The following is a 14,002-nucleotide window of genomic DNA, read 5'->3' as shown; positions in this document are numbered from 1 at the left end:
GTGCGCTCTTGCCGTTGGCGCTGGCGCGTGGAATTTCGGCCAATGCGGTGTCGGTGGCCGGGCTCTGCCTCGGCGGAGCGGCTGCTCTCGCCTATACGCAATGGGGCAATTGGGCGCTGGCGCTGGTCGGTCTGGTGCTGTCGATGGGGTGGCTGATCGCCGACGGACTCGACGGCATGGTCGCGCGCGCGACCAAGACCGCGAGCCCGCTCGGGCGGATGCTCGACGGGCTCTGCGACCACGGCGTCTTCGCGCTGATCTACACATCGCTGGCGATCACGATCGACACGCCCGAGGGCTGGATCCTCGCGTTCGCCGCCGGTGGCGCGCATGCGGTGCAGTCGAACATGTACGAAGGCGAGCGCGCGCGCTTCCATCGCCGGATCAAGGGCGTAGCGCTCGAAGCGCCTCCCGTCCCCACCGGCAATGCACTCGTCCGGTTCTACGACGGGGTCGCGAGCAGCATCGATCGCATCGCCATGCCGTTCGAACGGACGCTCGGCCAAGCAAGCGATCCGGTGGCCTTCGGCGCCAGTTACGGCACCCGCGCCGTCGCGCCATTGCGCTTGATGGCCTTGCTTACCGCGAATGTACGAGTATGGGCGATCTTCGTCGCCTGCTTCGCGGGCAACCCACGCATCTTCTGGTGGTTCGAGATCGTCCCTTTGACGCTCGTGGCCATCGTCGGGCTCGTCTGGCACCGTCGTGTCGAACGCGCCTTCGTTCGTAGTACAACGCCGCCGCGACCAAAGACCGCGTCGCGCATGCATCTTTCGTAAGGAACAGGGTCAGTAATGAATAGCATTCGGATCGCCGTGGTCGGCATCGGCAACTGCGCGAGCTCGCTCGTGCAAGGCCTCGAGCACTACCGCGAGGGGGCAAACGACCAGGTCGGCCTGATGCATTTCGACATGGGCGGCTACAAGCCGAGCGACATCAAGGTCGTCGCGGCCTGGGACGTCGATCGTCGCAAGGTCGGCAAGGACGTCGCCGAGGCGATCTTCGCCAAGCCGAACTGCACCGCGGTGTTCGCACCGAACGTCGGCAACACCGGCACGATCGTGAAGATGGGCAAGAAGCTGGACGGCGTCGCCGACCACATGGCCGACTTCAAGGACGACCGTACCTTCCTGGTCGCGGACGCTCCCGAGCCGACGCGTGAAGACGTCATCGCCGAGCTGAAGGCATCGGGTGCGGACGTGCTGATGAACTACCTCCCGGTCGGCTCGCAGGAAGCCACCGAATTCTACGCCGAGTGCGCGATCGAAGCGGGCGTGGCGTTCGTCAACAACATCCCCGTCTTCATCGCGTCGAACCCGGTCTGGGCAAAGAAGTTCGAAGACGCCGGTGTCGCGATCATCGGCGATGACATCAAGGCACAGCTCGGCGCGACGATCGTCCACCGCGTGCTGACCGACCTGTTCGCCAAGCGCGGCGTGAAGCTGGATCGTACGTACCAGCTCAACACTGGCGGCAACACCGACTTCCTTAACATGTCGAACCATCGCCGTCTCGAGTCGAAGAAGATCTCGAAGACCGAAGCGGTCCAGTCGGTCGCGGCCGAGCGGATGGACGACGATAACGTCCATATCGGTCCGTCGGACTATGTCCCCTGGCAGAACGACAACAAGGTCTGCTTCCTGCGCATGGAAGGCCAGCTGTTCGGCGGCGTGCCGATGAACATCGAGCTGCGTCTCTCGGTCGAGGACAGCCCCAATTCGGCTGGTGTCGCGATCGACATGATCCGTTGCGCCAAGATTGCCAAGGATCGCGGCATCGCCGGCGTGATCGACCCCGCCTCGGCCTATTTCTGCAAGCACCCGCGTACGCAGATGACCGACGATCTCGCACAGATCGAAGTCGAGCGGTTCATCAAGGCCGCCTGAGATGATCGACACGGCTGTCCTCCTCGCCGCCGGGGAAGGCAGCCGCCTTCGCACCTCCGCCCCGTACAAGCCGCTCTGCCCGGTGGCGGGCGGCCGTTGATCGCCCACGCGCTCGAAGGGCTGGCGGAAGCCGGTTTTGCGCGGGCGATCGTGACGGTCAGCTATGGGCGCGAGGCGATCGAAGCGTATTTAGCGAGCCGGCGCTGGCCCCTTAAGGTCGAGACCGTGCTCGCCGACCACCGTGAGCCCAACGGCGTCTCGGTCCTCGCGGCGCGTGATGCGCTGGCCGGTGACGAAGCGGTGCTGGCGATGTGCGACCACCTCGTCAGTCCTGAACTTTACGCCCGCATGGCGAAAGCCGGCGCTGGCGGTGGTCTCCGCCTCGGCATTGACCGACGCCTCGGCCATGACTGGGTCGACCCGGAGGACGTGACCTGCGTCGCGACCGAAGGCGACCGGATCGTCGCGATCGGCAAGGGCCTCGAACCGCACGACTGCTACGACACCGGCGTGTTCGCGATCGGGCCTGCACTGTCCGATGCGCTGGCAACGCTGTCGAGCCCCTCGCTCACCGAAGGCGTCCGCCTGCTGGCCGCGCAAGGTCTCGCTCGGATCGTGGATTGCAGCGACCTCGACTGGATCGACGTCGACGACGCCCCTGCGCTTGCCAAGGCCGAGGCGTGGATGGCGACTAAAGCCGACGCGGTAGCGGCGTAAGCCATTGTTCTCCTGCGAACGCAGGAGCCCAGGATACCAACCGAAACGCTCCTGACTCTGGACCCCTGCGAACGCAGGAGAACTGTGGCTAGCCTGCGACCTCGGCCCGTGGATCAGGCACTTCGAGCGTCGCGCAGGTCCCGACCGCGGCGTTCTCGATCGTCACGGTCCCGCGGAGCTGGCGCGCGAGGCTGCCGATCATCCGCATCCCGAGACTCTTGCGCGATGCTGCCTTGAGGTCGAAGTCCGCCGGCAATCCGCCGCCTTCATCGGACACGGTCAACACGATCCGCCCGTCCGCGCTGCGCACCGAGACCAAAATCACGCCGCCATCGTCGCCATACGCGTATTTGATCGCGTTGGTGACGAGTTCGGTGACCAGCAACCCGACCGGGATCGCGACGTCCGCGCTGATCAGAATCGGTTCGATATCGCAGTCGATTCGGTGGTTGAGCGACTGCTCGCCCAGCCCCGTCGCGATCCCGCAGACCAGATCGTTGAGCGCGACGATGCCGACCTGATCGCCACGCCACAGCTGGTCGTGGGTCTGCGCGATCGCCGTTATTCGCGCCTGCGCATCGCCGAGCAGCCGCCGGATCCGCGGATCGTCGTCCTCCTGCATCTGCAGGTTGAGCATCGCCGAGACCAAAGCGAGGCTGTTCTTCACGCGGTGGCTGGCCTCCCGCGTGAGAAGCTCCTGGTGCTCCATCGCCTCGCTCAGCCGCTGTTCCGCCTGCTGCCGCTCGATCGCCACGCCGATGAGGTTGGCGAAGCCCTGCATGAACGCGAAGTCGGCAGGCTCGAACTGGCCTTCGTCGGGGCTATCGACCTCAAGGACGCCAAAGCGCTTGCCCGACGTCTCGACCAGCACGTTGATCGCGCGCCGGATCTTGTGGCGCGCCATGAACTCCGGCGTGCGAAACCGCTGCTCGTTGCCGAGATGGTTCGAGATCACCGGCTCGCCGGTCTTCAGTGCGAACCCCGCAGGCGAGCCGAGATCGGTCCGCATCTCGGTCGACCCGACCACCCCCGGCTCCCAGCCGATCCCCGCGCGCACCAGCAGGCTGTCCTGCTCGGGGCGATATTCGAGGAACTTGCAGTATTTCGACCGCATGCCCTCGCCGCACAGCTCGGTCGCGCGCTGCAGCATAGGATCCAGATCCCGCGCGCGCAGTGCCTCAATCCCGAAATCGGCCAGGATCGACTGCTGGCGAAGACGATATTCGAGTTCGCCAGCAGCGGGAGCGTTGGTACCGCCCGGGGGTGTTCGACGACCGGCATCGTCCTCAGCGGGTCAGCTTCTTGTACGCCAGACGCGTAGGCCGATCGGCCGCATCGCCCATGCGGCGGCGCTTGTCCTCCTCGTACGACGCGTAGTTGCCTTCGAACCACTCGACGTGGCTGTCGCCCTCGAACGCGAGGATGTGCGTCGCCAGGCGATCAAGGAAGAAGCGGTCATGGCTGATGACCACCGCGCAACCCGCGAACGTCTCCAGCGCCTCTTCGAGCGCACGGAGCGTCTCGACGTCGAGATCGTTGGTCGGCTCGTCGAGCAGGAGGACGTTGCCACCCTCCTTGAGCATCTTGGCCATGTGGACGCGGTTGCGCTCGCCGCCCGAAAGCTGGCCGACCTTCTTCTGCTGGTCCGGCCCGCGGAAGTTGAACGCGCCGACATAGGCCCGCGTGCCCATCTCCTGCTTGCCGAAGCGGAAGATCTCGAGCTCGTCGGAGATTTCCTGCCAGACGTTCTTGTTCGGATCGAGATCGTCGCGGCTCTGGTCGACATAGCCGAGCTTGACGGTCGAGCCGACCTCGATCGTACCCTCGTCTGGCGTTTCCTGGCCGGTGATGAGCTTGAACAGCGTCGACTTGCCCGCGCCGTTCGGGCCGATCACGCCGACGATGCCGCCGGGGGAAGCGTGAAGTCGAGACCGTCGAACAACAGCTTGTCGCCATAGGACTTGGTCAAGCCCTTCGCCTCGATCACCTTGCCGCCGAGACGTGCCGGCAGCTGGATCAGGATCGCGGCCTTGCCGGCGACGCGGTTCTCCTGCTTCTCCATCAGCTCGTCGAACGCACGGATACGCGCCTTCGACTTGGTCTGGCGTGCCTTGGGGTCTGGCGCATCCACGCCAGCTCGTCGGCGATCGCCTTCTGCTTGCCGGCCTCTTCGCGCTCTTCCTGGCTGAGGCGCTGCGCCTTCTTCTCCAGATAGCCCGAATAGTTGCTCTCATAGGTGTAGTAGCGCCCGCGATCGAGCTCGAGCACCCAGTTGACGACGTTGTCGAGGAAGTAGCGGTCATGCGTCACGAGGATGACGTTGCCGGTATATTCCTTGAGGTAGTTTTCCAGCCACGACACGCTTTCGGCGTCGAGATGGTTGGTCGGCTCATCGAGCAGCAGGATCTGCGGCTTCTCCAGCAGCAGCTTGCAGAGCGCGACACGACGCTTCTCGCCGCCCGAGAGATTCACGACCGATGCATCGCCCGGCGGGCAGCGCAGTGCCTCCATCGCCTGTTCGAGCTGGCTGTCGAGCGCCCAGCCGTCGACCGCGTCGATCTTGGCCTGGAGCTCGCCCATCTCCTCCATCAGCGCGTCGAAGTCGGTGTCGTCCTGCGGATCGCCCATCTCGGCCGAGATCGCGTTGAACCGGTCGACCAGGTCCGCGACGGGCCGCACGCCATCCTTGACGTTACCCATCACGTCCTTGGTCGGATCGAGCTGCGGTTCCTGCGCGAGATAGCCGACGTTGACGCCTTCTGCGGCCCAAGCTTCGCCCGTAAAATCGGGGTCCATGCCGGCCATGATCTTCATCAGCGTCGACTTGCCCGAGCCGTTCGGCCCGATGATCGCGATCTTCGCAGACGGAATGAACTGCAGGTGTATGTTGTTGAGAACGGGCTTGTTGGCACCGGGGAAGGTCTTCGACAGACCCTTCATGACGTAGGTATACTGGACGGCCATGTGGGTGCCGAGCTCCGTTCTGAATAAGGGCGGGATTTGACGTGCGCAGATAGCGATGCGGCGAGCCGTTGGCAAACGGGGAGCGCCGACATACGCTGCCCCCATGATGAAACGCACCCTGCTCGCGGCGCTGGCCGCCTCCGCCCTCACCTCCCCTGTCGGCGCAGCGTACCGCCGCCCCGCCGACTGCGGCGGATGCGAAGGTCGCCGCACTCCGCGACAAGGCGCTGACCGACGACACCGCCTACAAGATCGTCGAGGGGATCACGACCGAGGTCGGCCCACGCATGCCCGGCACCGAGGCGGCACCGCGGGCGCGCGCCTGGTCGGTCGCCAAGCTGAAGGCGCTCGGGTTCAAGAACGTGCGGATCGAGACATACCAGCTCCCGGTCTGGTCGCGCGGCACGGAGAGCGGGGAACTGGTCGCGCCCTATGCGCAGAAGCTGCATCTGGTCGGCCTCGGCAATTCGGGCGCGACGCCGCCGGGCGGGCTGACCCTCCCGATCATGTATTTCCCGACATACAACGACTTGGCACTCGCCGCCGACGGCAGCCTGAAGGGCAAGATCGCTTTCGTGTCGAACGCGATGCAGCCGACCCAGGACGGGTCGAGCTATGGATCGCAGGGTACCGCGCGCTTCGTCGGACCGAACGTCGCCGCCAAGAAGGGCGCGGCGGCGATCGTGATCCGGTCGATCGGCACCGATCACGGCCGCGGGCCGCACGCGGGCAACACCAATTTCGAGGCGGGCGTGACGCCGATCCCCGCTGCAGCGCTGTCGGTCGCGGACGCCGAGCATGTCGAGCGGCTGGTGAAGCTCGGCAAGCCGGTGACGCTGAAGCTGGTGCTGGAGGACAAGCAGGCCGGGATGCAGGAATCGGGCAACGTCGTCGCCGAGGTTCCGGGCACCGATCCCAAGGCGGGCATCGTGCTGGTCGGTGGCCATCTCGACAGCTGGGATCTCGGTACCGGCGCGATCGACGACGGCGCGGGCATCGCGATCACCGCCGCTGCCGCCAAGCTCGTCATGGACAGCGGCCAGCGCCCACGCCGCACCATCCGCGTCGTCTGGTTCGGTGACGAGGAGAGCGGCGGCTTCGGCGGGGCCGCCTATGCCAAGGCGCATGCCGGCGAGCGCCACGCGACCGCCGCCGAATCGGATTTCGGTGCGGATCGCGTCTGGCGGTTCGAAAGCAGCCTGCCCGCCGCCGCCAAGCCCATCGAGGATCGCCTCGCCGTCGCACTCGCCCCGCTCGGGATCATCCGCGGTGCCGGCACCCCGCATGGTGGCACCGACGTCGGCCCGGTGATTGCGACGGGCGTCGCCGGGATCGACCTCAACCAGTCGGGCCTGCGCTACTTCGACTACCACCACACGCCCGAGGATACGCTGGATCTGATCGACCCCGAACAGCTTCGCCAGAACGTCGCGGCGTGGACCGCGATGATCGCGACGGTCGCCAATGCGCCCGAGGAAATCGGTCCGATCGTGCCCCATAAGTGACGAGTTGCAGCAACCGAAACGTCATCGTTCTGCCGCAAACCTTGCGGACAGATGAATTTAGCGGATTGACCGGCCGCCGGGGTCCGCTATTTGACGTGACTTCGCGACGGCAATCGGGTCGGCCGCGAGTGAAACTATGCTTGGGAGCATTCGAATGAAGAAGATCGTTCTGATCGCCGCTGCCGCCGGCCTGATGTCCGTCGCAGCCTGCAGCAAGTCGCCAGAAGCCGCCGCCGTTGAGAACAACGCGGACATGCTGGCTGACAACATGGAAATGCAGGCTGACAACATGGACGCCATGGCGGACAACACCTCGAACGCAGTCGCTACCGACGTGCTCGAGAACGCTGCTGACAACATGAACGCAGCTGCCGACAACGTCCGTGACGCTGCCGACGAGAAGACCGACAACATGAACTAAAATCTGTCGGGCGTTTCTACGCTCGATAGGATTTAGTGTCGGAAAGGGCGTTCCTTCGGGAGCGCCCTTTTTCTTTGCCGTTTTGCTTTGCGCCCTTTTGCCGGATGATCGCTTGCGCTAACGCAGGCGCCGGTGGGGCCTGTAGCTCAACGGTTAGAGCTGGCCGCTCATAACGGCTAGGTTGCGGGTTCGATTCCTGCCGGGCCCACCAACCGCCCATCTTATCACGCGACGATTCCGCCAGCCTTGAGCGCGGTGATCGTGTCCGCAGCGTAGCCAAGCCCGTCGAGCAGCGCATCCGTATCGGTATGCCCGTCGGCCATGCGTGGCGCGACGGTCGGCGTGGCGGAATAGCGCGGCGCGGGCATCGGCTGGACGACGCCTCCCGCCTCCGTGAACGTCCCGCGCGCGAGATTGTGCGGATGCGCGGGCGCCTCGGCCAGCGACAGCACCGGCGCGAAACACGCGTCGGTGTGTTCGAGAATCGCGCACCATTCGTCGCGAGTCCGGCTGGCGAATACCGCCGCCAGCCTGTCCTTGAGCGCTGGCCAGCACCGCGAATCCATCTGCCGATCGAACTCCATATCCGCCGCCAGCCCCGCCTTCTCGCGCAACACGGCGTAGAATTGCGGCTCGATCGCACCGATCGACACGTACTTCCCGTCGGCACAGGCATAGGTGTCGTAGAAGTGCGTCCCGGTATCGAGCAGGTTCACGCCGCGCTCGTCGCGCCACAGGCCCTGCCCGTGAAAGCTCCAGATCATGCTCATCAGCAGCGCGGCGCCATCGGTCATCGCGCAGTCTATCACTTGCCCCTGCCCGGTCGTCCGCGCGTGGAGCAGCGCGCTGACCATGCCGAACGCGAGCATCATCGCACCGCCGCCGAAATCGCCGACCATGTTGATCGGCGGCGTCGGCTTTCACCCGCACGCCCGAACGCGTGCAGAGCGCCGGCCAGCGCGATATAATTGATGTCGTGGCCCGCCGCCTGCGCGTACGGCCCGTCCTGCCCCCAACCGGTCATCCGACCATAGACGAGCCGCGGGGTGGTCTCGATCAGCACGTCCGGCCCGAGCCCCAGTCGTTCGGTCACGCCCGGCCGGAACCCCTCGACAAAGCCATCCGCCGACGCGACCAGATCGCGGACGACACCGATTCCCTCGGCGGACTTGAGATCGACTGCGATCGTCTTGCGGGTTCGCAGCAGGATGTCCTTGGCGGGATCGCCGCCCGGCCCGCCCTTTTTCGCACCCGGCCGTTCGATCCGGATGACCTCGGCCCCGTGATCGGCGAGCATCATGCAGGCGAACGGCGCGGGCCCGATCCCGGCAAGCTCGACGATCCGAATCCCGGCGAGCGGGCCGGTCAACGCCGCAACCCTGTACGGCGCCCACGAAATCCTGCGGCCATGACACCCCCCGATGGCTTCTTTTATCGAAGTAGGGTCACAGCATTCGCAGACCCGGTCAAGCGACCGGCACTTACCCGATCGGCAGGTCGAACAGCAGTTCGCGGACGTAGCGGACCGGGGCGAACCATGCGCGAGTAGCGCGTCGTTGTAGCGCTTCAGGTCGAACTTCGCGCCCTCACGCTTCTTCGCCTCGTCCCGCAGCGCCATGTGCTCCGAATAGCCGGTGAAATAACTCAGCAACTGGGTCGAGCCGAGCGACGCGCGGACCCATTTGCCCGCCGCCTCGCGCTCCTGCTGGAACGCAGTGTGGGTCATCAGCTGCATCGCCTGCTCGCGCGTCATGCCCTCGGTATGGATGCCTATGTCGAGCAACGAGTTCGAGATCGAGCGCAGCCGCATCTTGAGCACGGTCAGCTTGAAGAGCGGATCGCCGTTCAGATAGCCCTCGTCCGCCATCATGCCCTCGGCATACACCGCCCAGCCCTCAATGAACGGCCCGGAGCCGAGCACCGCGCGCAGCGTCGACTGCGTCGCATTGGCGTGCGCGAGCTGGAGAAAATGCCCCGGCATCGCCTCGTGCACCGCCAGGTCGTGGATCATATAGTCGTTATATTCGCTCAGGAACGAGGTCGCCTGCGTCTCGGTCCAGTCGTCCGGGACCGGCGACACGGCGAAGAACGTCCCGAGGTTCTTCTCCAGCGGGCCGGGTGAATCGCAATAGGCGACTGCGACGCCTTGCTGGAACTTGGGCATCGTGATGATCTTCACCGGGCCATCGGGCATCCCGACCAACCCCTTGTCGCGGACGAACGCGGTCGCCTGCGCCAGTGCCTTGGTCGAGGCGTCGATCATGCCGTCGCGTGCCGGGCGCTTGGCGTAGGTGAGTTCGAGCGCTGCCTGGATCGCGGTCTGCTGCTGCGCGTCGGAGGGCTTATCGGGGAGCAGCATGGCGCCCGGCTTTGCGCCGAAGATCTGCCGCGCGATCGCGTACATCTGCGCGCGCGTATCGACGATCGCAGCTTGTGCGCGCCGCTTGATTTCGGTCCGGGTGAGATCGGATTGCAGCGCGAAGCCGAGCTTCTTGTCGTACAGCGCCGCGCCGAGGCGGAAGTCGCCCTTCGCGCCCGGCACCAGCGTCTTGTCGAGCCAGACCTGATGCTCGGCCACTGCCGCCTTCAGTTTGACGAGCGCCGCATCGAAGCGCTTCGTGTCCGCCGCCGACAGCTCCGTCTTGTGCGGCGCCAGCATGCTTTCGGCGATGTCGACGATGCCGCTGTTCTGCTTCGCCACGGTCGTCGCGTAGATCGAGGGCACGCGCGCGGGGACGATGTTCGCGCGCGCCTGTGCCAGCAACGCAGGCAGCGCCTCCATCCGCGCGGTCGCGGCGTTCAGCCGCTGCGGCCATGGTGCGAAATCGCGGGCCGCGAGCGAATAGAGCGAGCTGCCGGCGATGTCGTTATAGACCTGCGGATCCCACGCCCAGCCGCGCAGCGTCTCCGCATCCCAGATGTCGTAGCGCAGCGCATTGTCGAGCAACGCCGCATCGACCTGCTCTTCGCGCGACAAGGCTTTCCGATCGATCCGCTGAAGATCGCTGAGCATCGCCTTGGAAAACGCCTCGCGCTTGGCACGACCGCCAGCCGACATATCGGTGACCTGCGCGTCGAACCGATGATCGCCAAGGCCGGTCGCCGACGAGGGTTCAACCGCGCGAGCCCATCGACATAGCGCTTCGACAGCGATGCGAACGTCGCGTTCTCCGCAGCGTGCACGGCTGCGGTCGGGATCGATGAAACGGGCAGCGCCAGGATCGCGGCGCCGAGTAGCAGACGGAAGTTACGCATGGTCTAATTCCTGACGATCAGCGCTGTGGAGCGGTGCCGAGTTGGGTGTTGAGATAGACGGTGACGAGCGCCGCGCGCTTGGCGTCCTCGATCTTGTCGGCACCCGCCGCGTGGCCGCCTTCGGGGTTCTCATAGTAGAAGAACGGATCGCCATACGTCTCCAACCGCGCCGCGAATTTGCGCGCATGGCCGGGGTGGACGCGGTCGTCCTCGGTGGAGGTGTAGATGAACGGCACCGGGTATTTCACGCCGCGCTTCAGGTTCTGGTACGGCGAATATTTCGAGATGAACGCCCAGTCCGCCGGCTTGTCCGGGTCGCCATATTCGCCGATCCACGACGCGCCTGCCGACAGATGCGAGTAACGCTGCATGTCGAGCAGCGGCGATCCCATCACGATCGCGCCGTACAGGTCCGGCCGCTGCTCCATCGCGACGCCGACCAGCAGGCCACCGTTCGAACGTCCCGACACCGCGATCTTCCGTTTCGCGCTGACGCCGGTACGGACCAGATCGTCGCCGACCGCGTGCAGATCGTCATACGCCTTTTGCCGGTTCTCGCGCAGCGGCATCTGGTGCCAGCGCGGCCCGTATTCGCCACCGCCACGAATATTGGCGAGCACGAACGCATTGCCCTCCTCGACCCAGAACAGACCGGCCGGGCCCGAGCGATAGGGCTGGTCGACGAGATAGGTCGGCGTCTGCGCATTGCGGAACCCGCCATAGGCGTGGACCAGCGCCGGTACGGGTCCTCTCGTGCCCTTTTTCCGCACGAGGAAATACGGGATCTTCGTCCCATCCTTCGACATCGCGAACCGCTGCTCGACCTGCATCCGGGACGCATCGAAGCGCGCGGGTAGCGTGTCGACCGTCATCGGCTTGGCGCCCGGGCGAACGGCGTAAAGCGCGGGCGGGCTGAGGAAGCTCTCAACCGTCGCGAAGGCTAGGTCATCCTTCCCCGCGGTCGCATCGAGGTGGATCGTCGAAGCGGTCGGCAAAGCCGCAACCGTTTGAGTCCAGACCCCGTCCGCACCGCGCGTGAGCGACACCAGCCGGCCGGAGACGTCGTCGAGCATCTTCACCCACAGCACCGACTTGCTCGAATCGACCTGTTCCACCGCCTGCGTCGCGGTCGGCACGAGCACCCGCTCGATCGTCGGCGCGCGGCCGGCCAACACGTCGGCGATGCTGTAGGCGACCACTGCTCCCGCCGGCACACCGCGCCAATCGGACGCCAGCGTCGCGATCAGCCGGCCGTCGAGCACGGTGTTGATCACTGCGTCGTCGGGCAGCGGCGACGGCACGAGCCGGCCGTCCTGCGCGACATGGCTGCGCTTCGAATGGAAGAAATCGGTGTCGCGGACGACCAGCGGATAGCGCTGTTCGCCATCCGGAAAGACGCTGACGTTGATCCCGACGTCATCCTGCGTCGCGCGGGCGATCTCGGTCGCGGCGGTCAGTGGCGTACCGCGGCGCCACAGCTTGGCGACGCGCGGATAGCCCGATTTGGTCAGGCTGTCGGGACCGAAATCGGTCGCGACGTACAGCGCGTCCGGCCCAGCCCAGTTCAACCGCGTCTTGAAGATCGGCACGACGAAGCCGTCCGCGACGAACTTGCCCGAAGGGATGTCGAACTCCCGCTCCTCGACCGCGTCGCCGCCGCCGTTCGACAGCGCCACCATGCAGCGATCATAGGACGGCGAGCGACAGGTCGCGCCCTTCCACACCCAGCTCTTGCCTTCCGCCTTGCCGAGCGCATCGACGTCGATCAGCGTCCGCCATACCGGCTTGCCGCTGCTGAACGACGCGAGCGACGCGACCCGCCACAGGCCGCGCACGTTCGTCTTGTCCTGCCACAGGTTCAGCACCTGATCGCCGAGGACCTGGTCGGGGTTGGCGATCTGGCGGTCGGCCTGCAACAGGTCCAGCGCGCGCTGGCGATACCGCGCATAACCCGGCTTCGCCTCAAGCGCGGCGAGCGAGCGCGTATTCCACCGCCTGACCGTATCGAGCGCACGCGCGCCGTGAATGTCTTCCAGATACGCGTTGGGGTCACTGGAAGGAGCCTGCGTCGGTGTTTGCGCTGGGATCGGAGCGGGCGTCTGCGCGAGCGCGGTCGTGGAAAGGGCCAGCAGGGCCAGGAACGGCAGGCGTTGGTGCATCATCACTCTTTCTTCGTTCGATGATGCGACCTTAGGCAGCGCGGTCCGCTCTGCTAACCCCTTCTCTCGAGCCAATCGGCGATCAGGCGGCTTCCAGCGCCAGCAGCGCGAACGTCGCCAGCCAATGCTCGCCCATGTAATCGTCCGCGAGGTGCGGCAGCGCTTCGGCGAGATGCGCGTCGGCGATCGCATAGGCCGCCGCCGGCACCGGCAAGGCTTCCGCGATCGTCCGCCAGCACCACGCCCGCGACAGGTTCAGCCCGTCGAGATGCGCGAGCCGCCCGTCGGAACGATCGCTGACGATCGCAGGCGCGCGCAGGCACGCCGTCGCCGCACCGAACGGATCTGGCAGGAACGCTGCCAGCCAGGCAGGGAAGTCGGTGCCGAGAACGTCCTTCATCAACGCCGCCTCGCACAACGTCGCCGACAGGAAATCCTCGCCGCTCGGCTCGAACGGCCGGCAGTCGCGATCGTCGCCATACCAGTCCCGCGCCCGCGCCTCGATCAGCTCGGCCAGCGACGTGTCATGCGCCCTCGCCCACCGCAGCGCGTGGACCAGCGCAAACGCGGTACAGTCATGCTTGCCGCTACGCACCGGGTAGATGAGCTTCGGCAGATACGCCGCGAACCGGGCTGCGAACGCCCGCGCCAACGGCTCGACCGCCGCCGCCCAAGGCCGATCGGGCCGCAATGCCAGTTCGCCATGCAGCGCGAGCAGCCAGCCCCAGCCATAAGGCCGCTCGAATCCGCCGGTGCCCGGCCGATCGAGATAGGCGACCTCACCTGCGATCAGCCCGGGTACGAGCATCCGGTCCGCCAATGCCTCGACCGCGGCGGCTTCGGCCATATCGGGGAACAGGCGCGCGAGCCGCATGACCTGCCACCAGCCGTGCACGCAACTGTGCCAGTCGAAGCTGCCGTGGAACACCGGATGCAGCGTCTTGGGTAGCGCCAGATCGCCCGGTCCGTCGAGCACCTGATCGAGCTTGTACGGCCATTCGCGGGTCAGATGCCCCAGCGTCAGCGCGGCGAAGCGCGCCGCGGTTGTGCGGTCGAGCGTATCGATCATTCCGTCATCCTGTATCGGTGCAGTAC

At 66.0% G+C, this 14,002-nt stretch carries 8 protein-coding genes, 1 tRNA gene and 3 pseudogenes; 6 read left to right on the top strand and 6 right to left on the bottom strand.

Annotated elements, in window-relative coordinates:
• Positions 1–8: 8 nt before the first annotated feature.
• The 3 genes from AC0IX7_RS03340 (at position 9) to AC0IX7_RS03330 (ending at position 2,603) form a co-directional block, all read left to right on the top strand.
• On the top strand, positions 9–779 hold the full coding sequence (locus AC0IX7_RS03340; RefSeq protein WP_471810540.1) for a CDP-alcohol phosphatidyltransferase family protein: 771 nt from the start codon (positions 9–11) through the stop codon (positions 777–779).
• Positions 780–794: 15 nt separating this feature from the next.
• Positions 795–1,886: an inositol-3-phosphate synthase gene (locus AC0IX7_RS03335; RefSeq protein ID WP_471810538.1), complete on the top strand. Its 1,092-nt coding sequence runs from the start codon at positions 795–797 to the stop codon at positions 1,884–1,886.
• Between the two features lie 96 nt (positions 1,887–1,982).
• Positions 1,983–2,603 (top strand): NTP transferase domain-containing protein, encoded by a 621-nt coding sequence (locus AC0IX7_RS03330; RefSeq protein WP_471810536.1) that lies wholly within the window; start codon positions 1,983–1,985, stop codon positions 2,601–2,603.
• An 88-nt stretch (positions 2,604–2,691) separates the two neighbouring features.
• On the opposite strand, the gene AC0IX7_RS03325 is transcribed toward AC0IX7_RS03330, so the two are convergent.
• Both AC0IX7_RS03325 and ettA read right to left on the bottom strand, forming a co-directional pair.
• Positions 2,692–3,762, bottom strand: a complete 1,071-nt coding sequence (locus AC0IX7_RS03325) for a sensor histidine kinase (protein WP_471813715.1) — start codon at positions 3,760–3,762, stop codon at positions 2,692–2,694.
• Between the two features lie 127 nt (positions 3,763–3,889).
• A pseudogene (gene ettA, locus AC0IX7_RS03320) lies at positions 3,890–5,567 on the bottom strand (energy-dependent translational throttle protein EttA).
• Between the two features lie 287 nt (positions 5,568–5,854).
• Between ettA and AC0IX7_RS03315 the strand changes: the two are divergent.
• The 3 genes from AC0IX7_RS03315 (at position 5,855) to AC0IX7_RS03305 (ending at position 7,704) form a co-directional block, all read left to right on the top strand.
• Complete coding sequence (locus AC0IX7_RS03315) at positions 5,855–7,072, top strand: M20/M25/M40 family metallo-hydrolase (RefSeq protein WP_471810534.1); 1,218 nt, start codon at positions 5,855–5,857, stop codon at positions 7,070–7,072.
• Positions 7,073–7,226: 154 nt separating this feature from the next.
• Positions 7,227–7,493, top strand: coding sequence for a hypothetical protein (locus AC0IX7_RS03310; RefSeq protein WP_031393308.1), 267 nt, complete (start codon positions 7,227–7,229; stop codon positions 7,491–7,493).
• A gap of 135 nt (positions 7,494–7,628) precedes the next feature.
• A tRNA-Ile gene (locus tag AC0IX7_RS03305) sits at positions 7,629–7,704 on the top strand.
• Positions 7,705–7,717: 13 nt separating this feature from the next.
• On the opposite strand, the pseudogene AC0IX7_RS03300 reads toward AC0IX7_RS03305, so the two are convergent.
• From AC0IX7_RS03300 to AC0IX7_RS03285, 4 genes and pseudogenes are all read right to left on the bottom strand, one after another.
• A pseudogene (locus AC0IX7_RS03300) lies at positions 7,718–8,862 on the bottom strand (CaiB/BaiF CoA transferase family protein).
• Between the two features lie 174 nt (positions 8,863–9,036).
• Positions 9,037–10,647 (bottom strand): annotated as a pseudogene (locus AC0IX7_RS03295) (DUF885 domain-containing protein); the annotation flags it as partial.
• A 118-nt stretch (positions 10,648–10,765) separates the two neighbouring features.
• Positions 10,766–12,907, bottom strand: coding sequence for a prolyl oligopeptidase family serine peptidase (locus tag AC0IX7_RS03290; RefSeq protein ID WP_471810532.1), 2,142 nt, complete (start codon positions 12,905–12,907; stop codon positions 10,766–10,768).
• Between the two features lie 82 nt (positions 12,908–12,989).
• Positions 12,990–13,973 carry a DUF2891 domain-containing protein gene (locus AC0IX7_RS03285; protein ID WP_471813713.1) on the bottom strand — a complete coding sequence of 328 codons (984 nt, stop codon included), beginning with the start codon at positions 13,971–13,973 and terminating at the stop codon, positions 12,990–12,992.
• Positions 13,974–14,002 lie beyond the last annotated feature (29 nt).

Source organism: Sphingomonas sp. AC411, from assembly GCF_979253035.1.
The sequence above is the reverse complement of the archived record's forward strand: the minus strand, read 5'-3'. Positions and strand labels throughout refer to the sequence as shown.

Excerpts from the sequence above, each read along its gene's own strand:
- AC0IX7_RS03335 (WP_471810538.1), top strand. The coding sequence starts at position 795 with ATGAATAGCATTCGGATCGCCGTGGTCGGCATCGGCAACTGCGCGAGC.
- AC0IX7_RS03315 (WP_471810534.1), top strand. The coding sequence starts at position 5,855 with ATGCCCGGCACCGAGGCGGCACCGCGGGCGCGCGCCTGGTCGGTCGCC.
- AC0IX7_RS03310 (WP_031393308.1), top strand. The coding sequence starts at position 7,227 with ATGAAGAAGATCGTTCTGATCGCCGCTGCCGCCGGCCTGATGTCCGTC.
- AC0IX7_RS03290 (WP_471810532.1), bottom strand. The coding sequence starts at position 12,907 with ATGCACCAACGCCTGCCGTTCCTGGCCCTGCTGGCCCTTTCCACGACC.